The organism is Acidovorax sp. Root568, from assembly GCF_001427445.1.
GTDB lineage: Bacteria > Pseudomonadota > Gammaproteobacteria > Burkholderiales > Burkholderiaceae_C > Acidovorax > Acidovorax delafieldii.
This window is the reverse complement of the sequence record NZ_LMGP01000017.1, coordinates 327,677-351,198: the sequence shown is the minus strand read 5'-3', so window position 1 is coordinate 351,198 and position 23,522 is coordinate 327,677. Positions and strand designations below refer to the sequence as shown.

Here is a 23,522-nt window from a genome sequence, read left to right as displayed (position 1 = left end):
GTCTTGGGGCGGAAGTTGCCCTGCTCGTCGAAGTCGGTGATGGGGAACGAGAGCAGGCCGGAGCCCATGATGGTTTTGAGTTCTTGCGGGGTCATGGTGAAAAGCGGGCGGTGGGTAAGAGGTCTTTAGAAGTCGTACAAGTCACAGAATTTCTGCTCTATGCGGAGAAATTTCTGCGATTTATGCAAATGTTAACGTTAACATCATCAGACAACATAGTGAAAACCCTTATGTTGACGAATTTCACTGGGGTGCCGTCGCACAGTAGCGTGCACGGTGCCAGCCCGAAGTCACGCGCCCTTTAGACTCCACCACCATGCAAGCTCCTGATCCGGCCCGCACTGCCCCACCCTCCGGCCGCGACCGCTCGGCGGTCACGCTGCGCGAGGTGGCCGAACGGGCAGGCGTGTCGATGATTACCGTGTCTCGCGCCATCAACACGCCGCAGCAGGTGTCTGAGCGCACACGGCAACGGGTTCAGGAAGCCGTTTCCGCATTGGGCTATGTGCCCAACCTGGTGGCAGGCGGGTTGCGTTCGGCGCGCAGCCATGTGGTGACGGCACTGGTCCCCACGCTCACGGGGCCTCTGTTTGGTGAAATGGTGCAGGCCCTCACCGATGCGCTGGAACTGCGCGGCTTTCAGGTCATGGTGGGCCAGGTGGGCTACGCCCGTTCACGCGAAGACGAGTTGCTGCGCGCCATCGTGGGCCGGCGGCCCGATGGGATCGTGCTCACGGGGGTCATGCACTCACCCGAGGGGCGGCGGTTGCTGATGGCCTCGGGCATTCCGGTGGTGGAAACCTGGGACTTCACGGACACCCCCATCGACATGCTGGTCGGCCTGCGCCACGAAGCGCTGGGCGCCGCCGTGTGCGAGCACCTGTTCGCCAGGGGACGGCGACGGCTGGCGCTGCTCAGTGGCGGAGACGAGCGCGCAGCGCGGCGCGCTCAGGGCTTTGCCGACGCCGCCGCGCGCCTGGGGCTGCGCCCGCCCGCCGTGCGACTGGGTAAATCACCCACCACCCACGCAGATGGCCGTGCCGGGCTCGCAGCCCTGCTGGCCGACGTGCCCGATATCGACGCAGTGTTCTGCAGCTCCGACATGCTCGCCCTGGGCGTGCTCACCGAAGCCAGGGCCCGCGCAATCGCAGTGCCTCAGCAACTCGCTGTGATGGGGTTTGGCGACATCGACTTTGCCGCGACCGTCAGCCCGGCTCTTTCCACCGTGCGCATCGATGGCACACGCATGGGCCAGACAGCAGCTCAGTGGATTGCCGACCGGGCCGAGAGCAAGGCAGTCGCCCAGCCCGTGGTGGACATCGGCTTTTCCATCGTGGAGCGCAGCAGCAGCTGAGCGCTGCAAGACCCTGCGGCAAAGGCCGGGCCAATCCCCAGCGGCTTACGCCCGGTAGACCAGCGCTATGGCCCGTGCCTCCATGGCCAGCCCCTGCCCTACCGGGCCCAGGCGCTCGGCCGTCTTGGCTTTCACATTGACCTGGTCCTCTGCCACACCCACCGCGCGGGCGATGGCGGCCCGCATGCCAGGGATGTGCGCCGCCAGGCGTGGGGCCTGGGCGACGACCGTGCTGTCGATGTTGCCGATCTCAAAGCCCGCTGCGCGCACCCGCCGCGCCGCCTCGGCCAGCAGCACGCCCGAGTCTGCACCCCGGAACGCGGCATCGGTGTCGGGGAAATGGCGGCCAATGTCTCCCAGTGCCGCCGCGCCCAGCAGCGCGTCAGTGATGGCGTGCAGCAGTACGTCGGCGTCCGAGTGGCCCAGCAGGCCTGTCGGGTGAGGGATCTCCACCCCACCAATCACCAGGCGGCGGCCGGGCACCAGCGCATGTACGTCCCAGCCTTCTCCAATCCTGAAATTCATTTGTCTGCCTTTGTGAAGGTTTGTGTGAGGAGTCGCGGGGAACGTCGGACGGTTTCCCTCGATGAGCAACGCAGTCAGCGCGCCAGTGATGCCGGCAGCGCCATGCGCAGCGGACTAAAAAAGATTCTTCTTGCCAGGGGCCTTACTCACCTGCCCCCGCTCCCCGCCAAAGCGTTCCAGCGTGGTGCTGTGCGCACGCTGGGCCAGCACCGCAGCCGCCAGCGCGAAATCGTCCGGGTAAGTGACCTTGAAATTCTGCGCCCCGCCGGGCACCAGCCGGGGGTGAAAACCCAGGGCCTCCATCGCACTGGCTTCATCGGTCACGTTGGAGCCCACCTTGTCGATGGCCTCCATCAGCGGGCCGATGCGGAACATCTGCGGCGTCTGCGCCAGCCACTTGTCGCTGCGGTCCACGGTGGAGGCCACGCGCACGCCGCCCGGGCCGTCGATGGAAGTCTTGAGCGTGTCGGCCAGCTTGTGCGCCAACAGGCCCCCCACACTGTCGCCCGCGCATTGGTCGATGAGCGCATCGATCTGCTCTGAGGTCACGAGGCAGCGCGCTGCGTCATGCACCAGCACCCAGTCGCCAGGCTGGGCACCACGATCCAGCAGCGCCTTGAGGCCACCCAGCACCGTGTCGGCACGCGTGGGGCCACCACACTCCACCACAAAAAATGCGGGATGGGCATGGGCATCCAGAAAGTGATCCCCTGGCGCCACGGCCACCAGCGTACCCAGCAAGCGCCCGACTCCGGCAAACGCAGCCAGTGTGTGCAGCACCATCGGATGGCCTGCCACCAGGTGGTATTGCTTGGGCAACGGGGCAACCGCCACGGGTGCATTGGCAGACAACGCTGAGGCGGGCGAAAAAGCCGCCACGGTCGATGCCTGCACAGGCTGTGCAGAAGGGGCCATGCCTGCGCCTGCCGGCACGGCCCGCGACCCGACCCCTGCACAGGGCACCAAGGCCCAAAAACGCCCTTGGGCCGACAAGGGGGTGAGCGAAGGGTGCAACAGAGGAGCAGTCATGGAGCGCTCATTCTAAAATCTCCCGTTGCCCCCGATCCAGCCCGTGCGTGTTTCGCGCCCCTGGGGATGCGGTGGGCCCACTGACGACACCGTCCGCATGGAACTCCCCAAACTCTCCCCCGGAAAACGCTTTGCCCTGCCCCGCCCCGTGGGCAGCGCCGACTCCCTGCTGCTGGCACGCCTGGCCGAGCGCGACAAGGCCGCTGGCCACACCACCGCCATCGTCACGTCCGACGCCACCGATGCACAGCGGCTCATCGACGAAATGGCCTTTTTTGCGCCGGGCCTGCGCTGCGCACTGTTCCCCGACTGGGAGACGCTGCCTTACGACACCTTCTCCCCGCACCAGGACCTGATCAGCGAGCGGCTGGCCACGCTGTGGCGCATTTCGCAAGGCGAAGCCGATGTCGTGCTGGTGCCCGCCACCACCGCGTTGTACCGGCTCGCGCCGCCCTCCTTCCTCGCGGGCTACACCTTCCACTTCAAGGTCAAGCAAAAGCTCGACGAGGCCAAATTCAAGGCCCAGCTCACGCTGGCGGGCTACAGCCATGTCTCGCAGGTGGTGAGCCCGGGCGAGTACGCCGTGCGCGGCGGGCTGATCGACCTGTTCCCCATGGGCTCGCTCGTACCCTTCCGCGTGGACCTGTTCGACGACGAGATCGACAGCATCCGCACCTTCGACCCCGACAGCCAGCGCAGCCTGTACCCCGTGCCTGAGGTGCGCCTGCTGCCCGGCCGCGAGTTCCCCATGGACGACGAGGCGCGCGCCAAATTCCGCAGCCGCTGGCGCGAGATGCTCGAGGGCGACCCGACCAAGAGCCGCATCTACAAGGACATGGGCGCGGGCGTGGCCACGGCCGGCATCGAGTACTACCTGCCGCTGTTCTTCGACGAGACCGCCACCGTGTTCGACTACCTGGGCGGCGAAGCCACCGTGGTGCTGCACGGCGACCTGGAGCCCGCCTTCCAGCGCTTCTGGCAGGACACGAAAGACCGCTTTCGCCTAGTGCAGGGCGACCCCGAGCGCCCGGTGCTGCCACCCGAGGCGCTGTTCCTCTCGGCCGACCAGTTCTACACGCGCGCCAAGGAGCATGCCCAGCTGTCCATCCGCCCCGGCGTGGAGGATATTGCCGACAACCCGCACTTCCAGAAGCTGGGCGACCTGTCGGTGGTGCGTGGTGCCGAAGACCCGCTGGCCCGTCTACACGCCCACATCCGCAACACGCAACACCGCGTGCTGCTGCTGGCTGAGAGCGATGGCCGGCGCGAGAGCCTGCTCGACTTTCTGCGCGCCAGCGGGGTGAACCCACCTGCCTTCGACTCGCTGGCCGAGTTCCAAGGCGCGGACGATGAGAAGGTGGGCATCGCCACCGCCGGCCTCACCGTGGGCTTCAGCTGGATCGAGGACGGCATCGACTTCGTCACCGAGACCGAGCTCTTCGCCGCCGGCCCCACCACGCGCCGGCGCAAGAAGCAGGAGCAGGTGAGCGACGTCGAGGCGCTGATCAAGGACCTGGCCGAGCTCAACGTGGGCGACCCCGTGGTGCACAGCGCGCACGGCATCGGCCGCTACCGGGGCCTGGTCAACATGGACGTGGGCAACAAGAACCCCGACGGCACGCCCGCCATGCAGGAGTTCTTGCACCTCGAATACGCCGACAAGGCCGTGCTCTACGTGCCCGTGAGCCAGCTGCAGCTGATCAGCCGCTACACCGGCGTCAGCGCTGATGAGGCGCCGCTGCACAAGCTCGGCAGCGGCCAGTGGGAAAAGGCCAAACGCAAGGCCGCCGAGCAGGTGCGCGACAGCGCGGCCGAGCTGCTCAACATCTATGCCCGCCGCGCGGCGCGCGAAGGCCACGCCTTCCGCTACAGCCCGCAGGACTACGAGACCTTTGCCAACGACTTCGGCTTTGAAGAAACGGCCGACCAGAACGCCGCCATCCACGCGGTGATCCAGGACATGATCAGCCCGCGCCCCATGGACCGCCTGGTCTGCGGCGACGTGGGCTTTGGCAAGACCGAGGTGGCGCTGCGCGCGGCCTTCGTGGCTGTCACGGGCGGCAAGCAGGTGGCCTTCCTCGCGCCCACGACCCTGCTGGCCGAGCAGCACTACCAGACGCTGGTGGACCGCTTCAGCAAATGGCCGGTGAAGGTGGCCGAGGTGTCGCGCTTTCGCTCGGGCAAGGAGATCACCGCCGCCATCAAGGGCATCGGCGACGGCACGGTGGACATCGTGGTGGGCACGCACAAGCTGCTCTCCGAATCCACCAAGTTCCACAACCTGGGCCTCTTGATCATCGACGAGGAACACCGCTTCGGCGTGCGCCACAAGGAGCAGATGAAGGCCCTGCGCGCCGAGGTGGACGTGCTGACCCTCACGGCAACACCCATCCCGCGCACGCTGGGCATGGCACTGGAAGGCCTGCGCGACCTGTCGGTCATCGCCACCGCGCCGCAGCGGCGCCTGGCGATCAAGACCTTTGTGCGCAACGAGGGCACGGGCGTGATCCGCGAGGCGGTGCTGCGTGAATTGAAGCGCGGCGGGCAGGTGTACTTCCTGCACAACGAGGTGGAGACCATCGAGAACCGCCGCCAGAAGCTCGAAGAGATACTGCCCGAGGCGCGCATCGCCGTGGCCCACGGCCAGATGCCGGAGCGCGAACTGGAGCGCGTGATGCGCGACTTCGTGGCCCAGCGCTACAACATCCTGCTGTGCTCGACCATCATCGAGACCGGCATCGACGTGCCCACGGCCAACACCATCATCATGAGCCGCGCCGACAAGTTCGGCCTGGCGCAGCTGCACCAGCTGCGCGGGCGCGTGGGCCGCAGCCACCACCAGGCGTACGCCTACCTGATGGTGCCCGACACCGAGGGCCTGACCAAGCAGGCCGCGCAGCGCCTCGATGCGATCCAGCAGATGGAAGAACTGGGCAGCGGCTTCTACCTGGCCATGCACGACCTGGAGATCCGCGGCGCGGGCGAGGTGCTGGGCGAGAACCAGAGCGGCAACATGCTGGAGGTGGGCTTCCAGCTGTACAACGAGATGCTCAATGAAGCCGTCAAGGCGCTCAAGGCCGGCAAGGAGCCGGACCTGCTGAGCCCACTGAGTGTCACCACCGACATCAACCTGCACGCCCCCGCCCTGCTGCCCGACGACTACTGCGGCGACGTGCACCTGCGCCTGTCGTTCTACAAGAAGCTAGCCACCGCCAAGAACCCCGACCAGATCGACGGCCTGCTCGAAGAGATCGTGGACCGCTTCGGCAAGCTGCCGCCGCAGGCGCAGACGCTGATCGACGTGCACCGCCTGCGCGTGCTGAGCCAGCCGTACGGCGTGGTGAAGGTGGACGCCGCCCCCGGAGTCATCAACATCACCTTCAAGCCCCAGCCGCCCATCGACCCGATGCGCATCATTGAACTGATTCAGAAGAACAAGCACATCAAGCTGGCGGGCAACGAGAAGCTGCGCATCGAGCGCGAGCTGAAGGACCCGAAGGACCGGGCACAGATGGTGCGGGACATCTTGCGGTCGCTGGGGCAGCCAAAGGCGGTGTCTGCATAATTTGCTTGGAGCACCTTTGGAGCGCTGCTTCGGTCAGGTGCTCCAGTCGTTCTGCACCTCACTAGCGAACTCCTCAACAGGCGCTGGGCGACCGAAGAGATAACCCTGGTAGCTGGTACACCCGTAGCGGCAAAGCAGCTCGAGCTGCGCTACGGTCTCCACGCCTTCGGCAATGACTTCAAGGCCCAGCCCCTGTCCCAACGCAATGACGGCCCGGACTATGGAGGCGTCGCTGGCGTTCATGACGACATCACGCACGAACGACTGGTCAATCTTGAGCTGATCCAGCGGCATACGCTTCAGATATCCCAACGATGAGAAACCAGTGCCGAAATCATCCAGCGAGAAGCGGATACCCAGGGCCTTCAGTTTCTGCATCTTGGCCACAATTTCCTCCACATCCTCGGCCAGTACGCTTTCGGTCAGCTCCAGTTTCAGGCGCTGCGGATTGGCACCCGTGGTATGCAAAATGCTGCGCACCCCCTGGACATAGCCCTGCTCGCGAAACTCCTTGGCACTGACGTTGACGGCCAACACCAGATGGCTCCTGGCGGGATCGGCCTCCCATTCGCGCAGTTGAAGACAGGCCGTCTCCAGCACCCACCGGCCCAAGGGGTGTATGAGGCCCGTCTCTTCTGCCAAGGGAATAAAACGGGCCGGGGACACCATGCCCAGGACGGGGTGACGCCATCGCACCAGAAGCTCCGCCCCTATCAACCCCGTTGCAACGTGGACCTGGGGTTGGTAATACGCGATGAGTTGGCTTGGAATCGCTCCCTTGAGGGCCTGTTCGAATTGCACACGTTCGTGCAGCGCGTCGCGCATGCTCCGATCAAACATCACAGCCTGCCCCTTGCCACGCTTCTTGGCCTCCAGCATCGCCAGTTCCGCGCGCTGCAGGATATCGTCGGCCGTTGCCAAGTCATCGCCTACCAGCGCAATGCCGATAGACGCCTGCCCCGCGCAGGCCACACCACCCAGCACGAAAGGCCCCCGCAAATGCTCCAGCGCATCCGCTGCCATCGCGGTGACTCGCTGGTGGACCTGGGAAGCGTCGCAGCCCAGATTTTCGGCGAGCACCAAAAATTCATCACCTCCAATCCTCGCCAAGACGGCCCCTGACGCTTCCAGTTGCCTCAGATGACTGGCCGCTGCAATGAGCATCTGATCGCCAGCCTCGTGGCCTCGCGTGTTGTTGAGCACGCTGAAATTGTCAAGATTGACCAGCAGCAACGCTGCAGCCTTGTGCTGGACAGCAGCGCGTTCAATGGCGTGGTGCAACCGGTTGAGCAGTTCTTCGCGATTGAACAACCCTGTCAGCCTGTCGCGATGAGCGAGGCGGTCCATGGCGGCCCCCAGCACCAATGTCTCGTCGAGGGCCTTGCGTCCAGGCTGTGCGCTGCTGGTGCCAATGAGGTTGGTATGCGACTTGGCTGCATCTGCCAGAGCCACGATTGGTCGGACCAATCGGCCCGCCAGCAGCCAGGAGGCAACAGCAAACAGCACCGCCACCAGTGCAGTGAAGGCCAACATCAGCTTGCGGATTTCGTAAACCTGGGCATACGCGGTAGCAATATCCTCCCGGACCACCACCGTCCAGCCCAGGCCATCTGGGGGAACTTCAGTGACCACCAGCTGAGAGACGATCAAGTACGCTGGGTCCTGCAACACCGCTTGCAGCGAGGTGTTTGCGACCTTCGTGTCGGTATTGCTCTGCAGCAGCCACTCGCCCGTACGGTTTGCGATCAAGACTTCGATGCGGGCCTTCTTGCGGCGCTTGTTCACTGCCTCGACAACCACCCGATGGACCCAGTCCCAATGCAAATGCGCTGAAAGCACCCCAATGGCACTGCCTTGCGCATTCTGTACGGGCGCAGCCACATCCAGAAATCGCAAGGGCTCGCCATCAACCCGCGGGGGCAGCGATTTGGCGAGCAAAACCGCATCGTGCGGGTCACCGACAAAAACGCCATTCAATCCGGCGGAATACCAGGGCCGTGCGGACACATCGACATCCCGAAGAATCCCGCCCGTTGCCGCAGTGACTCTGCCCCGCATATCTGCAAGCCCAATCCAGGCGTAAGTGTCCTCGCGACGCTGGAGCCCATCCATCACCTGCTGGATGGAATGGGGATCCAGGGCATGGTGTGGACCAATCATGCCTGCCATCAGCGAAACTTCGCGCTGCCTGCTGGCGAGGTCTTCTTTCAGTTCATGGGCGATCTCGTCTGCCACCCCATTGAGCGCGTCCCGCGCAGAGTTGCTCAAGCTGTCCTCCAGATGCCATTCCATGAAGAATGTCAAAGCAAGGCCCAAAACAATGCCGGATCCGCCCATGACTGCGGAAAAGCGCGCCCGAACGCTTCGAAACGGCGACACCCGATTCAAAAACCTGTTGATCATGGAGAGCCTCCAAGAGGCCCATTCTGGGGGGCAACTCCTAAAGTGCTAAACGATTTATGGTGGATTGGCGACCGCGCAGGCAGTTCTTGACTCACATCAAGAAAACACACTGGCTTCCAGTGAGAAGCAGCCCAAGTTCACCATCGGTCCACACGGAATGCGACAGGACCAGCGCAACGGACCCAGGGCCCCATGCCAAACATCGCAGGCACCGGCGTGGGCCGCTACTACCGCTGTGATGCTGAGGTCAAACACGTTGAGGTGATGCATCGAATGAATCGCTGACGAATCGGAAAAGGGGAAACGTTGGGCGCCATGAATGCGAAAATTCCAAGGCTGAACGCAAACCTCTCAAGCACCGCCAGCGATGCGTTGTTGCAGACCTCCCTCCATCAACACTTTCAGCGGCAACGCAGCCCACCATCACCATGCTGATTGAAGCCGCGCTCCTTCTGTTGTCACTGGCTGTATCGCTGTGGGCGCAACCCTGGCGCCTCCTGGAGCGGCCAAAGGGTGCGGCAGGACAAGACGATGGACAACATCCACTGTCGCCGCTGCTGACACCTCTGTTGGCAACTCTCGTGTTCCTGCCCTGGCTGTGGGCGCTGCCCACGCTGCACGCCATGCCGCTGCAATTGCAATGGTCGGGCGCGTGCCTCGTGGTGCTGATGCTGGGCTGGCCGCTGGCCATCCCCGTGCTGCTGGCAGTGGGCGCCATTGCGGGCCTGCTCTCACCCGCCCTGGACTGGGCCGATGCGCTGGGCGCCGCCATCTGGCTGGGCGTGGTGCCCGCCACGCTGGCCCTGGCGCTGGGCGCGCTGGTCCGGCGCTTTGTCGGTACGCAGCCATTTGTGTACGTGCTGGGCCGCGCGTTTCTGGGCACCGTGGCCTGCGTGTTTGCTGCCGGTGTGCTGTCGCAATGGACCGGGCACCTGTTGCCCGGTGTGGGCAACGAACTGTCTCTGGTGGCCCGCTGGCTCATGGCCTGGGGCGACGGGTTTGTGACGGGCATGCTCACCGCGATCTTTGTGGCCTTCAAGCCCGAGTGGCTGGCCACCTGGTCCGACCAGCTCTATCTGAAGCGCCCTCCGCAGTAGCGCAGTGTTGCCAGCGCACACCACAGGCACTGCAGACACGCAGCGATACGAAACGTATATGTTTCGAATACAATTCGCTGCATGGGTATTGTCAAAATTTCAGACCAAATGCACGAGAACCTGCGCGTTGCCAGCAACGCCCTGTCTCGCTCCATCAACGCACAGGCAGAACACTGGATGCGCATCGGCATGCTGGCCGAGCTGCATCCCAACCTCGACCACAGCGACATCTGCCAGCTGCTGATCCGCGCCGAACAGGCCGGGGGCTTCGATCTGGACACGGTGGCGGCCTCCGTGGCCGCCAAGCCGGGCCACAGCGGGCGGCGCGTTCAATGAAATCGTCCCGCGTCACCCTGCGCTCCCCCGCCGAAATCGCCCAGGCGCGTGAGGCCGGCCGCCTGGCCGCCCGCGTGCTGCACATGATCACGCCGCACGTGCAGCCCGGCGTCAGCACCGAGGCACTGGACCGGCTCTGCCACGACTACATCGTGAACGAACTGCAGGTCACCCCCGCCAACGTGGGCTATCTGGGGTATCCCAAAACGGTGTGCACCTCGGTCAACCACGTGATCTGCCACGGCATTCCGTCGCCGGGGCAGGTGCTCAAGGCGGGCGACATCATCAACATCGATGTGGCCATCATCAAGGATGGATGGTTTGGCGACACCAGCCGCATGTACTTTGTGGGCGAGCCCAGCCCGCTGGCGCGCCGCCTGGTGGACACCACCTACGAGGCCATGTGCGCGGGCATTGCCCAGGTACGCCCCGGCGCCACGCTGGGCGATGTGGGCCATGCCATACAGACCGTGGCCCACCGCGAGCGGTTCAGCGTGGTGCGCGAATACTGCGGCCACGGGATCGGGCAGATCTACCACGACGAGCCCCAGGTGCTGCACTACGGGCAGCGTGGCCAGGGCCTGCGGCTGGAGGAAGGCATGGTCTTCACCATCGAGCCCATGATCAACGCCGGCAAGCGCGATACGCAGGAGCTGGCCGACGGCTGGACCGTGGTCACCCGCGACCGCTCGCTGTCCGCCCAGTGGGAACACATGGTGGCCGTGACGGCCGATGGGTTCGAGGTGCTCACGCCCTGGCCCGAAGGCACTGGCCGCTATCCCGCCATGGTTTGACCTGCATCTTGCCCGCACGCCGCAGTCTTTGACACAGCACAAGCAGCCGCCGCAGGGACCATCCGATAGTGGTGAACACCACCACAAGGAGGGTCTCCATGAAGCTGCTGAACGATCTGTTTTCTACCGACTACGGCCTGATGAGCATCATCGGCATCGGGTTCATGATCTGCATGGCCGCATTTTTTGTGCGCATGTTCCTGGTCAAGATGAACGAGCCGCCCCAGCCCAACCCAGCCGCCAAGGCCCTCAAAGGCGGCGGCCAGAACCTGCCGCATCCCCGCTGAGGCACAGGATCTGACGAGAGCCGCGCACGGGGCGCGGCCTCTGCCGCCCAGTCTCCCGGGTAGCGCCTGGAGCGAGCGTGGCGGGCACGGCGGGAACAAAAGCCTGCCAGGGATACCATTGCGGGTTCTTACCCCGCATTTGTTCCCCCTTTTTCTGCCATGACCCACGCAACCGAATTCGCCCCTGGCCTCGTCATCCAGGGCATCGAGCCTCCGCTGTCCCTGTCCGCCTACAAGCTCATCGCTTTTGACATGGACTCCACCCTCATCAACATCGAGTGCGTGGACGAAATCGCCGATGCCGCCGGCCGCAAGGCCGAGGTGGCCGCCATCACCGAGGCAGCCATGCAGGGCGTGATCACCGACTACAAGGAGAGCCTGCGCCAGCGTGTGGCCCTGCTCAAGGGCGTGACGGTGCAGCACATGGAGCAGGTGTTCACCGAGCGCCTGCGCTTCAACCCCGGTGCCAAGGAGCTGATCACCGCCGCCAAGGCTGCGGGCCTCACCACGCTGCTGGTCTCGGGCGGCTTCACCTTTTTTGCCGACCGCGTGAAGGCGGGCCTGGGCATCGACTTTGCGCGCTCCAACATGCTGGAAGTGCAAGACGGCCAACTGACGGGCCGCATGGTGGACCAGGCCTGGGGCGACATCTGCGACGGCGCAGAAAAGCGCCGCACGCTGCTGGAAGTGGCCTCGCTCATGGGTATTTCGCCGCAGCAGGCGATTGCCGTGGGCGACGGCGCCAACGACCTGCCGATGATGGGTGCCGCCGGCCTGTCGGTGGCCTACCACGCCAAGCCCGCCGTGCGTGCACAGGCCAAGGTGGCCATCAACCAGGGCGGGCTCGACCGCTTGCTGGAAGTGCTGCGCTGAGCGGCGTGGCGCATCAGTACGTACAGGGCGCCACTGGATGCTATTAATTTGATAGTTATCCGGGCATGTAGCACTAGCGCATCACGCCGTTTTTATTCAAATCCAGGTGCATCGGGCAATCCAGGCACCAACGAGGCCCTGCGGCGGGCACTTCCGGCGCGCGGGGCGGCCACCGTGGCCAGCAGCGCCACACCCTGGGGTGACGTGGGCGCCACCAGGTCCGCCAGCGTCACGCCATCCAGCACCTCCAGATAGGCCTGCATGGCCTGGCCCAGCACCCCTTTGAGCCGGCAGTGGCTGCTCAGGCGGCACTGGTTGGAGGCAGGGTCAAAACATTCCACCAGGTTGAAGTCCGTCTCGGTGGCACGCACCACCGCGCCAATGTGGATGGACGACGCCGGCACCATCAGCCGCATGCCACCGCCCCGCCCGCGCGTGGTCTCCAGCAGGCCCTGCGCCGACAGCTGCTGCACGATCTTCATCAGGTGGCTGCGCGAGATGCCATAGCCCTCGGCCACCTCCGTGATGGTGACGGGCTGCGCCCGCCCCTCGGTGGCGGCGCAATACATCAGCACGCGCAGCGTGTAGTCGGTCCATTGGGTCAGTCGCATGGGTTTGCCGCAGATCAATCAAAAAGATGCATACATCCTGAATTTTATTCGCTAAAATATTCACACGATATGAATCTTTAAAGGACCACCATGAACGCCCGCATCGACACCCTGCACGCCACAGCCCCCACCACCCCACTGCCGCTGAGCGCCGAGCAGCAGATCGGCCAGATCGCCGTGCAGTTGCCGGGCGCCACGGCGGTGTTTCGGCGCCTCAAGCTGGACTTCTGCTGCGGTGGCCAGGTGAGCCTGGCCAAGGCGGCTGCCGACAAGGGGCTGGACGCCGACGCCGTGCTGGCCGAGCTGGCTGCCCTGCAGCGCAGCGACGCCGTGCCCGAGGCAGCGTCGCCCAGCGCGCTCATCGACCACATCCTGGCGCGCTACCACGAGGTGCACCGCCAGCAGCTGCCCGAGCTGATCCGCATGGCCCGCCGCGTGGAGGCCGTGCACCGCGACCACCCGCAGGTACCGGTCGGCCTGGCCGACCACCTGGAGGCCATGCACGAGGAGCTGCTGTCGCACATGCTCAAGGAAGAGCAGGTGCTGTTCCCCATGCTCAAGAACGGCGGCAACCCGTTTGTGGGCCAGCCCATCGGCATGATGCGCGCCGAACATGTGGACCATGGCGAGGCGCTGGACAAGCTCAACGCGCTGACGAATGACGCCACGCCTCCCCAAGGTGCATGCAACACCTGGCGCGCGCTCTACGCGGGCATTGCCCAGCTGGGCGACGACCTCATCAACCACATCCACCTGGAAAACAACGTGCTGTTTCCGCGGTTCGAAGCCAGCGCTGCACCCGCGCAAGCTTGTGCCACGTCAGCCTGCGGCTGCCAGTGAGCCAGCACACTGCCGCCATGACCGAAGAAGCCCACCCTACACAGACCGCCGGCAAGCTCGCCCCCAGCGCGGAGAGCATCACGCAACTGGTGCACGGCTTTTACGGGGATGTGCGGCGCGATCCGCTTCTGGGCCCGGTGTTTGAAAAGGCCCTGCACGGCCAGTGGGACGCCCACCTGCAGCGCCTGGTGGACTTCTGGAGCACCGTCGCGCTAGGCGCCCGCAGCTTCAAAGGCGATGTCTTCGGCAAACACATGGCGCTGGAGGGCGTCACGCCCGCCCACTTTGCGGCCTGGGTGGCGCTGTGGCAACAGCACACCAATCGCTTGTTTGCGCCGGAGGTGGCGCACGACCTGCAGGTGGCGGCCCATGGCATTGCACGCAACCTGTTCCGGGGCTACTTTGCGAACGACCCCGGTTTTGTGCAGCCCCGCGACGAGGGCCATGGGCGCCATAGGCGCGATGAGCACGGCGCCCGCCACCAGGACAGCGGAGAAACCCAGCAAGGTTGAAGACTGCCGACTGGCAGCGCGGTCGCCACCAGCGCCCGCTTCTGGCTTATTTGCCCTTGTTGCCCGGCGTGAAGAACAGCGCCAGACCCACTGCTATCAGTGCCACAGGCCACCACACCCGCAGCAGCTCGCGAAGGCTGATGCTGATCAGTCCCAGGTTGGTCAGCAGAAAAAACACGCCCAGCACGACCAGAACGATCGCAGCGATATTGCCCTTCATGTGCATTCCCTCGGTGTGGTTGTTGGTATGGCCGCGATTATGGCGGGCGGGACAACTGCGCGCCCAGGTAATCCACCCACACGCGCACCTTGGGCGACAGATGGCGGCTGGAGGGCCACAGTGCCCGGAACTGGCGGGCCGGGCCCAGGTGCGGCTCTAGCACGCTCACCAGTCGCCCCTCTGCCAGGGCATCGCGCACCAGAAAGTCGGGCATACAGGCAATACCGATCCCCCGCAGGGTGGCACCCAGAACGGCTTCGATGTTGTTGCAGGCCAGCACCGTGCGAAGGCGTGGCTCGTCGCTGCCCAGGTCCTCGCGCCACGGCCAGTCGAGCAGCTTGCCGGAATCCGGGTGGCGAAAGCGCACGCAGGCATGCCGCTCCAGGTCGCGCAGTGCAGCGGGCGTGCCGTGGCGCTCCAGGTAGCTGGGCGCAGCGCACAGCAGCAGCCGAAAGGTCTGCAAGGGCCGCGACACCAGGCGTGAATCGCGCAGGTCGCCACTGCGAATCGCCACGTCAATGCCTTCGTCGATCAGGTCGATCGCTCGGTCGCTGAACGTGATGTCCAGCTCCACCTCGGGGTAGCGCGCCAGAAACTCCGGCACCAGAGGGATCAGGAAGTGGTAGCCCACGATGGGCGCACTCACCCGCAGCTTTCCCCGTGGGGTCTCCCGCGAGAGCGACAGCATGGCCTGCGCGTCGTCCAGGTCGTCCAGCACGCGCCGGCAGCGCTCATGGAACAGGCGCCCCTCTGCCGTCAGCTGGATGCGCCGGGTGCTGCGCTGCAATAGGCGCACGCCCACCTCCTGCTCCAGCCGCGCCACGCCCTTGCCCACCGCAGACGCCGATATCTCCAGCGCCCGTCCCGCGGCCACAAAGCTGCCCAGCTCTGCCGTTTTCACAAAGGCCAACATGCCACTGAGCTTGTCCATCTGCGTTGTTCACTCCGGTTGAGCACAGCCAATTCAATCTTTTTATTCCGCAATAAAAGGAATGAAAGCCACTTTTTTGCTGATTCGATCCAGTCTAACCTTCTTGCACTTCCACACATCCACGCCATGCCGAACCCGTCATTCCTTCGCGCCGACTCCGCCAGCACCTGCGAAACCCGAAAGTCGCTGATGGGTTTGCAGGCTGAATATCTGCGCTGGGTGCATGGCGAAATAGCCCGGTGCTTTCCGGCCCTCTCCCCGCGTGCCGGCTTGTCGCTGCCACCGGAGGACCTGCCCGGATTGAAGGTCTCCCAGACCGAAAACCGGCCAAACAGCGCGTACTACCTGATCGCCGTGAATGGCGAAGCCGCAGGCATGTGTGGCCTGCGGCCCTTGGGCGCAGGCACCGTCGAAGTCAAGCGCCTGTACGTCCGCCCCGCCTACCGGGGCCTGCATCTCGGTTCGTCGGCACTGCGCAAGCTGTACGCAGATGCCTGTCAGGCGGGCTACACCCGCATTTGCCTGGACACCGCCCTTTTCATGCAGGCAGCACACCGCCTGTACGAAGCCCACGGCTACGCCGACTGCGCGGCCTACGAAGGCACCGAGGTGCCGCTGGCACTGCACAGCCACTGGCGCTTCATGCAGCGTCCCATCCACCGCCCCAGCCACGGCATCACCCATGAGCACGATCTTCGAACGGCGTAGCACGCAAGCAGGCCTGGTCCTCGCAGTGCTCCTGCTGCCCCTGGTACTGCAACCCTTCGGCCACCACTGGGTGCGCGTTGCTGACGTCAGCCTGCTGTACGTCATGCTGGCACTGGGCCTGAACGTGGTGGTGGGTTATGCGGGCCTGCTGGACCTGGGGTATGTGGCCTTCTACGCACTGGGTGCCTACCTGTTTGCCCTGCTGACCTCACCCCACCTGACCGACCACTTTGGGTGGATCGCGGCGCTGTTCCCGCAGGGGTTGCACGCCCCCTGGTGGGTGACCATCCCGCTGGGCGCGGCATGCGCGGCCCTGCTCGGCATGCTGCTGGGAGCCCCCACCCTCAAGCTGCGGGGTGACTACCTCGCGGTGGTCACCCTGGGCTTTGGCGAAATCGTGCGCCTGCTGGTCATCAACATGAGCCACCCCGTCAACATCACGCAGGGCGCCCAGGGTCTGGGCTTGATTGACCCGGTGCACATCCTGGGGGTGGACCTGGGCCGACCCCTGGTGGTGGCGGGCCATGAGGTGGCGTCGGTCACGCTGTACTACTACCTGTTTCTGGCGCTGGTGACGCTCACCATCGTTGTCTGCCTGCGCCTGCAACACTCCCGCATCGGCCGCGCATGGATGGCTATCCGCGACGATGAAACCGCAGCCCGGTCCATGGGCATCAACACCCGCAACCTCAAGCTGCTGGCTTTCGGCGTGGGCGCCAGCTTTGGCGGAGTGACTGGCGCCATGTTTGCGGCTTTTCAGGGCTTCGTTTCCCCCGAGGCCTTCAGCCTGCAGGAGTCGGTGCTCATCGTTGCCATGGTGGTGTTTGGCGGCATGGGGCATATCCCCGGGGTGGTACTGGGAGCCGTGCTGCTCGCAGCGCTGCCAGAGGTACTGCGCTATGTGGTCGGCCCCCTGCAGACAGCAACGCACGGGCTACTGGATGCGGGCGTGATGCGCCCGCTGCTGATTGCCTTGGCCATGATCGTCACCATGTTGTGGCGCTCCAGCGGCCTGTGGCCAGCGCCCGACGCAGCGCAGGCACTGGGGAAGAATCACCGCCCCCGCAAGGGCCGCAGCAGGTCCGACAGCCCGTTGTGATCGATCTCGTGCATCAGCGCCAGCAACTGGCCCAACTCGCCCTTGGGAAACCCCTCGCGCGCAAACCAGTTGAGGTAGTTGCCCGGCAGGTCCGCCAGCAGCGTGCCTTTGTGCTTGCCGTACGGCATCTCGGTGGTGACCAGGCGTTGCAGTTTCTCTGCGTCCATTGCCCTGGGCTCCTCAACCGCCTGCGCGCTTGACCTTGTGGCCCAGCTTCTGCAGCGCGGCCATCACACGTTCCACGTGGTCGCCCTGCACCTCGATCACGCCGTCCTTCACCGTGCCACCGCTGCCACAGGCGGCCTTGAGCTGCTTGCCCAGCTGCTCCAGCGCAGTCTCGTCCACCAGCACGCCTTTGACCAGGGTGACCGCCTTGCCGCCGCGCCCTTTGGTCTCGCGCGATACGCGCACGATGCCATCACCCGTGGGCAGGGGCTTGCTCTGCTTGCAGGTGCACTGCGCCACCGGCTGGCGGCAGGTGGGGCACATGCGGCCCGACTCGGTGGAATACACCAGGCCGCCCAGGTCTGCCAGAGACTTCATGGTTTCTTCCCTTCCACCTCTTGCTGCAGCATGTGAAAGTCGAGCAGGCGCGTGGCCAGCAGCGTCTCGGTCAGAAAACACACCAGCGCCAGCAAAAAGCACGCAACGCCCGCCAGAAACCCGCCCACCGCAAGGCGGCTGGACTGAAAGTCGGTGGTTTCGCCCAGGAACAGCAGGATGATGGTCGTGCCAATGAGGAAGGCGCAAAACGTCAGCAGCGCAATACAACCGTTGGCCAGCCGTCCACGCAAACGCAAGTCCGCCAGCTCCTTGTAGGCACGGGCCAGAAATTCGGGTTCGGCATTGACGCGCGCGCGGTCTTCCACCACACGCGCCCGGTCGATGATCCGGGCCAGGCGGCCGGCCACCGCGCCGATCATGCCGGACACCGCAGTGAGCAAAAACACGGGCGCCACCGCCAGCTGGATGCCGTGGGTGATGGCGGAGGTATCTAGGGGCAAAGCCATGGGGTTCGGGTCCGGGAAAACTGTCAACGAAAAACGGTGCGGCCCGATTATCGGTTGCCCAACGCAGGGGCCGAGCACTCGCATTCCCTGCAATCTTGCAGGTGCAAGGCGCGCATTGCTGGCCTGTGAGAAGGCACCGGGCAAGAGGGCATCGGGCAAACGCGGCGACAATGCGGGCCATTACTGCTTTGTCCGCGCTGCCTTGCGTGCCTTCTTCAACGCATTCCCAGCGCCTTTCCATGCCTTTTGCCTCCCTCGGTCTGTCCCCCGCCCTTGTCCATGCCGCCGCCAAGGCGGGCTTTGTGGCGCCCACGCCCATTCAGGCGGGCGCCATTCCGGCCATCCTGCAGGGGGTAGATCTGCTGGGTGCCGCACAGACGGGCTCGGGCAAGACGGCGGCATTTGCCCTGCCCTTGCTGCAGCAGCTGCAGCTCAGCGCCACTGGCGGCCCGCGCCGGGTGCGCGCCCTGGTGCTGGTGCCCACCCGTGAACTGGCAGCGCAGGTGGGAGAAGTGCTGCGCAGCCTCGCGCAGCACCTGCAGCAACCGCTCAAGATCGCCATCGTGTTCGGCGGCGTGTCGATCAATCCGCAGATGCTGGGCCTGCGCGGCGGCGCCGACATTGTGGTGGCCACGCCGGGCCGCCTGCTGGACCTGGTGGACCACAACGCGCTGCGCCTGTCGGCCGTGGCACACCTCGTGCTGGACGAAGCAGACCGGCTGCTGGACCTGGGCTTTGCCGAGGAACTGCAGCGCGTGCTGGCCCTGTTGCCAGCCCGGCGGCAGAACCTGTTTTTCTCGGCCACATTCCCAACCGCGGTGCAGGCACTGGCCGATGGCCTGCTGAAGCAGCCGGTGCGCGTGGAGGTGCCCCACACACCGGGTAACGAGCCCGCCATCGAACAACGCGCCATTGCGGTGGACGCCAGTCGCCGCACCCAGTTGCTGCGCCACCTGGTCAAGGAGCACAACTGGTCGCGCGTGCTGGTATTTGTGGCCACGCAATACGCGGCCGAGCATGTGGCCGAGAAGCTGTACAAGGCGGGCATTTTTGCATCGCCCTTCCACGGCGGCCTGAGCCAGGGCGCGCGCAACCAGGTGCTGCAGGAGTTCAAGGATGAGCGCTGGCAGGTGGTCGTGACCACCGACCTCGCAGCACGCGGCATCGACATTGCGCAGTTGCCTGCCGTGGTGAACTACGACCTGCCCCGATCGGCCGTGGACTATGTGCACCGCATCGGCCGCACCGGCCGGGCGGGCGAGAGCGGCATGGCCGTGAGTTTTGTGACCGCCGATGCCGAGGCGCATTTCCGGCTGATCGAAAAACGCCAGCACCTCACCATCCCACGCGAGCAGATTGCGGGCTTTGAACCCACCGAGGCTCCCGCGCCCGCACCATCCACCGACCCCGGGGGCACCGGCGGCATCAAGGGCAAACGCCCCAGCAAAAAGGACAAGCTGCGCGCAGCAGCGGTGCAGGCAGCCGATGCTCCCGCTGCCCACAAAAAAGGCGCCTGAAAGGGGCCTGCAGTGCTTGACTGAGGGTGAGCGGGGTGGCATCCACCCAGCGCCAGGGCTTACGCGCCTTCTTCGTCGTCCGCGTCCAAGCCATCTGGCCCGCTGTGTGAAGCCTCACCAGCCGGACGGGGCGTGCGCTTGCCGGGCTTGGCCAGAATTTCCACATAGAACTGGGCGCCGCCCTCGGCGGCCACGCCGTTGATCAGCCCGGTCAAGGCGGCCAGGTGCGCCACGGCGGCGTCTTCCTTGGTGCGGCCAAACTGGCAGTCAAAGTCCCAGAAATCGGCGCCTTCGGGCAGGTCGCGGCGCCGTTCGCGCTTGATGTACTTGCGGATTTCGTGCTTGACGGCATCCAGAACGCGATCGCGGTTCTTGCCTTCAACGTGGAGTTGGAAAGTTTTTCTCATGGGCGATAGTACCGCCTGCGACAGGTGCCGTTTCACACCTGCGCATCGAGGTGCCACAATGGTGCATTACTTTTGGTTACCACCAGCCCATGAACCACGACCTGCGCCTGCTGCACCTGTTGCCAGCGGCTGTGCTTGTCACACAACAGGGCGCCATCCGCTTTGCCAACGCCGCCAGCATGGAGTTGCTGGAGGCGCCCAGTATCGACAGCCTGATCGGGCGGCTGTCTGGCGACTTTGTGCACCCCCTGGACCAGGTGCGCTCCACCAACCGCATCCAGCAAGTGGCCGTGCCCGAGCAGGCCGGGCGGCCCAACAAATCCTCTGAGTTCCGTATCCGCACCGAGCGCGGCAACTTGCGCATGGTGCTGATCAGCAGTGTGGCCATGGAATGGGACGGTGCCCCCGCCGTGCTCATGTGCGGCATGGACATGACACACCAGAGCGAGATCGAGGCCCAGCTGCGCGAGAGCGAGCAGAACTTCCGGCGCCTGTTCGAGAACATGCAGGACGTGTACTACCGCACCGATGCGCAGGGCATCGTGCAGCATGTGGGACCGGGCGTGCGCCGGGTGCTGGGCTACGAGCCCCACGAAATCGAAGGCCGCACGGCCGAGTCGTACTACCCCCAAAGCAAAGACCGCGACGCGTTCAAGGCCGCGATCATGGAACACGGCGAGGTGTCGGACTTTCCGGGCCAGATGGTGCGGCGCGATGGCACGGTGATCGACATCTCCATCAGCAGCCACGCGCTGTACGACCATGCAGGCAATTTTGCGGGGGTCGAAGGCATCTACCGCGACGTCACGCAACGCAAGAACCTGGAGCGCGAGCTGCAGCGCCTGGCCACCACCGACATGCTGACGGGCATTGCCAACCGCCGCGCGTTTCTTGAATGCGCCGAGTCGGCCTATGCCCATTCACGCAGCAACGGCGAGCCGCTGACCTTGCTGATGCTGGACCTGGACCACTTCAAGGCCATCAACGACCGTTTTGGCCACCTGGAAGGCGACCGGGCGCTGATGGCATTTGCGCAGGCCATCAAGGGCCAGTTGCGTGCCAGCGATGCCGTGGGCCGACTGGGCGGTGAAGAGTTTGGCGTGCTGTTGCCCCTGACCACACTGGCCGAGGGCCTGGAGGTGGCCACGCGCATGCTGCACAGCATTCGCGCCTTGGAGCTGACGGACGATGCAGGCCACAGCTACCGCGTCACCACCAGCCTGGGTGTGGGAACCTTCCGCCAGAGCGATCGCAGCCTGCGCGACATGCTCGACCGTGCCGACCAGGCGCTGTACCTGGCCAAGCACCGGGGGCGCAACCAGGTGGCTTCGCTCGAGACGCTGGACGAGTGATCATTCAGTCGCCCTGATCGGTGAGAGATCAGGGCCATGCAGCATGCCAAGGCACCTGTTCAAAGGCGCATGCGTTCCTGCTGCAGGTTCCACAGGCAGGCTGCGATGCGCAGCAGCATCTCCATCACCTGCTCCGAGCCGCTGCAGGACAGCTCCAGATCATCAATGAGCATCGCCAGCTGGGAGATGGCGTCTTCGGGGGCGGCAGCGCCACCACTGCGCGCCACTTCGGCAATCGCGATCAATACGTCGGTGCGGTTCATGGCGCAGGTCTTGGCGTGGTGGGTGGCAATGTCTCGGTCATTGGCGGCATAGGCCACGCGACGCAGAGACCACGCCGCCGCCGGGCTAGCGGGCCGAGATGGCCAGTTGCGCGCGACTGCCGGCCCCGCCCTCCAGAGCCACAGCAGGGGGCAACCCTGCCGTTTCCAGCAAGGGCGCGCCTGCAGCAGGCAGGGGCATATCCGGCGTCAGGCGGAACTGGTGAATCACCTCCAGCAGGCGCCTTACCTGATTCTTCATGCCGGTCGAGGCGGACGAACTGTCATCCACCAGCGCAGCGTTCTGCTGTGTGGCCGCGTCCAGCTGGCGCACGGCCTCTCCGATCTGGGCAATGCCCCGGGCCTGCTCCTGCCCGGCATCCTTGATGGCGGTGATGAGCGACACCACCTGGTTCACATGGTGCACGGTGTTGGCCACACGCTCGCCCGCCTGCCCCACCAGGGTGGACCCGCGCTCCACACCCTGCACGCTGGCCGAGATCAGGCCGCGAATCTCCCGGGCCGCCATGCTGCTGCGCTGCGACAGGCCCCGCACCTCGCCAGCCACTACCGCAAAGCCCCGGCCCTGCTCACCCGCACGCGCGGCCTCCACCGCCGCATTCAGCGCCAGCAGATTGGTCTGGAAGGCGATGTCGTCGATCACCTTGATGATGTCCGTGATCTTCTGCGACTGGGTCTTGATCTCCTGCATGGTGGCGATCACATCGCGCATCACGCTGCCGCCTTCGTTGGCCACACTGCTGGCCTCCTGCGCCAGGGCGGTGGCACGCTGGGCGTTGTCGGTGTTGTGCTGCACCGTGATGGTCAGCTGCTCCATCGACGCGGCCGTCTCCTGCAGATTGGATGCCTGCACCTCGGTGCGGCGTGCCAGGTCTTCGGTGCCGCCCGCCATCACCACGGCCTCGTGGGCGACCGTCTCGGTGCTGGCGCGCACCTCGGTGATCACGCGCACCAGCTGGTGGTTCATCTCACGCAGGGCCCCCAGCAGCTCGGCGGTCTCGTCGTTGCCACGCACATCGATCTGCGCCGTCAGGTCGCCCCCCGCCACGGTGCGTGCCAGCACCACGGCCTGACGCAGCGGCCGCGAGATGGAACGGGTGATGACCCAGGCCATCGCAGCACCTGCCAGCAATGCGAGGGCGGTGGCGGCCAGCATCCACCAGTGGATGGTGTCGCTCATGGCGCGCGCCCCGGCAAACTCTGCCGCAGCCACGTTGATCTGCAGCGCCACCAGGCGCTCGATGGCGTCCTGCACCTTGAGCGCATTGGGGCGGATCTGGGTGATGTACAGCTCCGATCCGTCGTCGTACTTGCCGGCCACCAGCGCGGCCGACGCCGGGATCAGGCCCTTGTCCAGATAGGTGGCGTTGGCATCGGCAAAGGCCTGCGCCAGGGCCTGCTCCTCGGCCCCCAGGGGCTTGGCGGCGTACTCCTTCCACAGGGCCTGGATGCGCTCGACATTGGCGGTCAGGGCCGCGTGGCTGGCCTCCAGGTTGCTGGTGCCGGGGTCCATCAGCATGTCCATCACCAGCACGCGGTTGCGCTGCGTCAGGTGGCTGATCTCGGCCAGCACGCCCATGGGCACGGTGCGGTCGCCATACAAGGCAGCGCTGCGCTCGGTCAACCGCTTGGCCCCGCTGATGCCACCGGCCGCCAGGGCCGATATCAGCAACAGCAGCACGGCAAAGGCCAGGGCCAGGCGGGTACCAATTTTCATTTTTTGAAGCATCTGAATCTTTCGTGAAGGTCCACCAGGGCGCCGCCGCCTTGT

25 protein-coding genes and 1 pseudogene are annotated in these 23,522 nt (G+C 65.2%); 13 read left to right on the top strand and 13 right to left on the bottom strand.

Going from position 1 to position 23,522, the window contains the following annotated elements; all coding sequences use genetic code 11:
- Positions 1 to 95: pseudogene (locus ASD75_RS23790) on the bottom strand (5-dehydro-4-deoxyglucarate dehydratase); the annotation flags it as partial.
- A 221-nt stretch (positions 96 to 316) separates the two neighbouring features.
- On the opposite strand from ASD75_RS23790, the gene ASD75_RS17825 reads away from it, so the two are divergent.
- On the top strand, positions 317 to 1,354 hold the full coding sequence (locus ASD75_RS17825; protein WP_056747194.1) for a LacI family DNA-binding transcriptional regulator: 1,038 nt from the start codon (positions 317 to 319) through the stop codon (positions 1,352 to 1,354).
- 45 nt (positions 1,355 to 1,399) lie between these two features.
- On the opposite strand, the gene ispF is transcribed toward ASD75_RS17825, so the two are convergent.
- Together ispF and ASD75_RS17815 are read right to left on the bottom strand one after the other, a co-directional pair.
- Positions 1,400 to 1,879 (bottom strand): 2-C-methyl-D-erythritol 2,4-cyclodiphosphate synthase, encoded by a 480-nt coding sequence (ispF, locus tag ASD75_RS17820; protein ID WP_056064230.1) that lies wholly within the window; start codon positions 1,877 to 1,879, stop codon positions 1,400 to 1,402.
- 114 nt (positions 1,880 to 1,993) lie between these two features.
- Positions 1,994 to 2,908 (bottom strand): 2-C-methyl-D-erythritol 4-phosphate cytidylyltransferase, encoded by a 915-nt coding sequence (locus ASD75_RS17815; protein WP_082565072.1) that lies wholly within the window; start codon positions 2,906 to 2,908, stop codon positions 1,994 to 1,996.
- Between the two features lie 97 nt (positions 2,909 to 3,005).
- On the opposite strand from ASD75_RS17815, the gene mfd reads away from it, so the two are divergent.
- A complete protein-coding gene (gene mfd, locus ASD75_RS17810; RefSeq protein ID WP_056747193.1) occupies positions 3,006 to 6,473 on the top strand; it encodes a transcription-repair coupling factor in 3,468 nt (1,155 codons plus the stop codon).
- A 33-nt stretch (positions 6,474 to 6,506) separates the two neighbouring features.
- On the opposite strand, the gene ASD75_RS17805 is transcribed toward mfd, so the two are convergent.
- The gene (locus ASD75_RS17805) at positions 6,507 to 8,876 is read right to left on the bottom strand and encodes a bifunctional diguanylate cyclase/phosphodiesterase (RefSeq protein WP_056747192.1); all 2,370 of its coding nucleotides are present in this window, start codon (positions 8,874 to 8,876) and stop codon (positions 6,507 to 6,509) included.
- Between the two features lie 428 nt (positions 8,877 to 9,304).
- Here ASD75_RS17805 and ASD75_RS17800 point away from each other — a divergent pair, with 428 nt between their 5' ends.
- The 5 genes from ASD75_RS17800 to serB all read left to right on the top strand — a co-directional run bounded on the left by ASD75_RS17800 (position 9,305) and on the right by serB (position 12,263).
- The gene (locus ASD75_RS17800) at positions 9,305 to 9,973 is read left to right on the top strand and encodes a hypothetical protein (RefSeq protein WP_056747191.1); all 669 of its coding nucleotides are present in this window, start codon (positions 9,305 to 9,307) and stop codon (positions 9,971 to 9,973) included.
- An 81-nt stretch (positions 9,974 to 10,054) separates the two neighbouring features.
- Positions 10,055 to 10,309, top strand: coding sequence for a ParD-like family protein (locus ASD75_RS17795; RefSeq protein ID WP_015014749.1), 255 nt, complete (start codon positions 10,055 to 10,057; stop codon positions 10,307 to 10,309).
- Complete coding sequence (gene map, locus ASD75_RS17790; protein ID WP_056064239.1) at positions 10,306 to 11,103, top strand: type I methionyl aminopeptidase; 798 nt, start codon at positions 10,306 to 10,308, stop codon at positions 11,101 to 11,103. The genes ASD75_RS17795 and map overlap by 4 nt, the downstream gene beginning before the upstream one ends.
- Before the next feature lie 98 nt (positions 11,104 to 11,201).
- Entirely contained in the window at positions 11,202 to 11,390 is a 189-nt protein-coding gene (locus ASD75_RS17785) for a DUF3149 domain-containing protein (RefSeq protein WP_056747190.1), read from the top strand.
- A 159-nt stretch (positions 11,391 to 11,549) separates the two neighbouring features.
- The gene (serB, locus tag ASD75_RS17780) at positions 11,550 to 12,263 is read left to right on the top strand and encodes a phosphoserine phosphatase SerB (RefSeq protein ID WP_056747189.1); all 714 of its coding nucleotides are present in this window, start codon (positions 11,550 to 11,552) and stop codon (positions 12,261 to 12,263) included.
- Between the two features lie 92 nt (positions 12,264 to 12,355).
- On the opposite strand, the gene ASD75_RS17775 is transcribed toward serB, so the two are convergent.
- Positions 12,356 to 12,874: an Rrf2 family transcriptional regulator gene (locus tag ASD75_RS17775; protein WP_056747228.1), complete on the bottom strand. Its 519-nt coding sequence runs from the start codon at positions 12,872 to 12,874 to the stop codon at positions 12,356 to 12,358.
- A 90-nt stretch (positions 12,875 to 12,964) separates the two neighbouring features.
- On the opposite strand from ASD75_RS17775, the gene ytfE reads away from it, so the two are divergent.
- Both ytfE and ASD75_RS17765 read left to right on the top strand, forming a co-directional pair.
- A complete protein-coding gene (ytfE, locus tag ASD75_RS17770) occupies positions 12,965 to 13,714 on the top strand; it encodes an iron-sulfur cluster repair protein YtfE (RefSeq protein WP_056064247.1) in 750 nt (249 codons plus the stop codon).
- Positions 13,715 to 13,731: 17 nt separating this feature from the next.
- Positions 13,732 to 14,226, top strand: coding sequence for a group III truncated hemoglobin (locus ASD75_RS17765; RefSeq protein WP_056747227.1), 495 nt, complete (start codon positions 13,732 to 13,734; stop codon positions 14,224 to 14,226).
- A gap of 46 nt (positions 14,227 to 14,272) precedes the next feature.
- Here the strand turns inward: ASD75_RS17765 and ASD75_RS23945 are convergent, their stop codons facing one another.
- Complete coding sequence (locus tag ASD75_RS23945; RefSeq protein WP_165836502.1) at positions 14,273 to 14,446, bottom strand: LiaI-LiaF-like domain-containing protein; 174 nt, start codon at positions 14,444 to 14,446, stop codon at positions 14,273 to 14,275.
- A gap of 37 nt (positions 14,447 to 14,483) precedes the next feature.
- A complete protein-coding gene (locus tag ASD75_RS17760) occupies positions 14,484 to 15,377 on the bottom strand; it encodes a LysR family transcriptional regulator (RefSeq protein WP_056064250.1) in 894 nt (297 codons plus the stop codon).
- Between the two features lie 126 nt (positions 15,378 to 15,503).
- Here ASD75_RS17760 and ASD75_RS17755 point away from each other — a divergent pair, with 126 nt between their 5' ends.
- Positions 15,504 to 16,085, top strand: a complete 582-nt coding sequence (locus ASD75_RS17755; RefSeq protein WP_082565071.1) for a GNAT family N-acetyltransferase — start codon at positions 15,504 to 15,506, stop codon at positions 16,083 to 16,085.
- A complete protein-coding gene (locus tag ASD75_RS17750) occupies positions 16,060 to 17,184 on the top strand; it encodes a branched-chain amino acid ABC transporter permease (protein WP_056747187.1) in 1,125 nt (374 codons plus the stop codon). The genes ASD75_RS17755 and ASD75_RS17750 overlap by 26 nt, the downstream gene beginning before the upstream one ends.
- Here ASD75_RS17750 and ASD75_RS17745 read toward each other — a convergent pair.
- From ASD75_RS17745 to ASD75_RS17735, 3 genes are read right to left on the bottom strand one after another with little or no spacing between them, the layout of a single operon-like run.
- A complete protein-coding gene (locus tag ASD75_RS17745; RefSeq protein WP_015014757.1) occupies positions 17,139 to 17,351 on the bottom strand; it encodes a DUF3820 family protein in 213 nt (70 codons plus the stop codon). The two genes, ASD75_RS17750 and ASD75_RS17745, sit on opposite strands and share 46 nt — an antisense overlap.
- Positions 17,352 to 17,364: 13 nt before the next feature.
- On the bottom strand, positions 17,365 to 17,727 hold the full coding sequence (locus tag ASD75_RS17740) for a translation initiation factor Sui1 (protein ID WP_056747186.1): 363 nt from the start codon (positions 17,725 to 17,727) through the stop codon (positions 17,365 to 17,367).
- Positions 17,724 to 18,194, bottom strand: a complete 471-nt coding sequence (locus tag ASD75_RS17735; RefSeq protein ID WP_056064262.1) for a DUF2721 domain-containing protein — start codon at positions 18,192 to 18,194, stop codon at positions 17,724 to 17,726. The genes ASD75_RS17740 and ASD75_RS17735 overlap by 4 nt, the downstream gene beginning before the upstream one ends.
- A 239-nt stretch (positions 18,195 to 18,433) precedes the next feature.
- Between ASD75_RS17735 and ASD75_RS17730 the strand changes: the two genes are divergently transcribed.
- Positions 18,434 to 19,711: a DEAD/DEAH box helicase gene (locus ASD75_RS17730; protein WP_056747185.1), complete on the top strand. Its 1,278-nt coding sequence runs from the start codon at positions 18,434 to 18,436 to the stop codon at positions 19,709 to 19,711.
- 59 nt (positions 19,712 to 19,770) lie between these two features.
- Here the strand turns inward: ASD75_RS17730 and ASD75_RS17725 are convergent, their stop codons facing one another.
- Positions 19,771 to 20,118, bottom strand: a complete 348-nt coding sequence (locus ASD75_RS17725; protein WP_056064268.1) for a DUF6172 family protein — start codon at positions 20,116 to 20,118, stop codon at positions 19,771 to 19,773.
- An 89-nt stretch (positions 20,119 to 20,207) separates the two neighbouring features.
- Here ASD75_RS17725 and ASD75_RS17720 point away from each other — a divergent pair, with 89 nt between their 5' ends.
- Complete coding sequence (locus ASD75_RS17720) at positions 20,208 to 21,470, top strand: sensor domain-containing diguanylate cyclase (RefSeq protein ID WP_056064269.1); 1,263 nt, start codon at positions 20,208 to 20,210, stop codon at positions 21,468 to 21,470.
- A 59-nt stretch (positions 21,471 to 21,529) separates the two neighbouring features.
- Here the strand turns inward: ASD75_RS17720 and ASD75_RS17715 are convergent, their stop codons facing one another.
- Positions 21,530 to 21,733 (bottom strand): hypothetical protein, encoded by a 204-nt coding sequence (locus ASD75_RS17715; protein WP_056747226.1) that lies wholly within the window; start codon positions 21,731 to 21,733, stop codon positions 21,530 to 21,532.
- Between the two features lie 85 nt (positions 21,734 to 21,818).
- Entirely contained in the window at positions 21,819 to 23,468 is a 1,650-nt protein-coding gene (locus ASD75_RS17710) for a methyl-accepting chemotaxis protein (protein ID WP_235511650.1), read from the bottom strand.
- Positions 23,469 to 23,522: the final 54 nt, after the last annotated feature.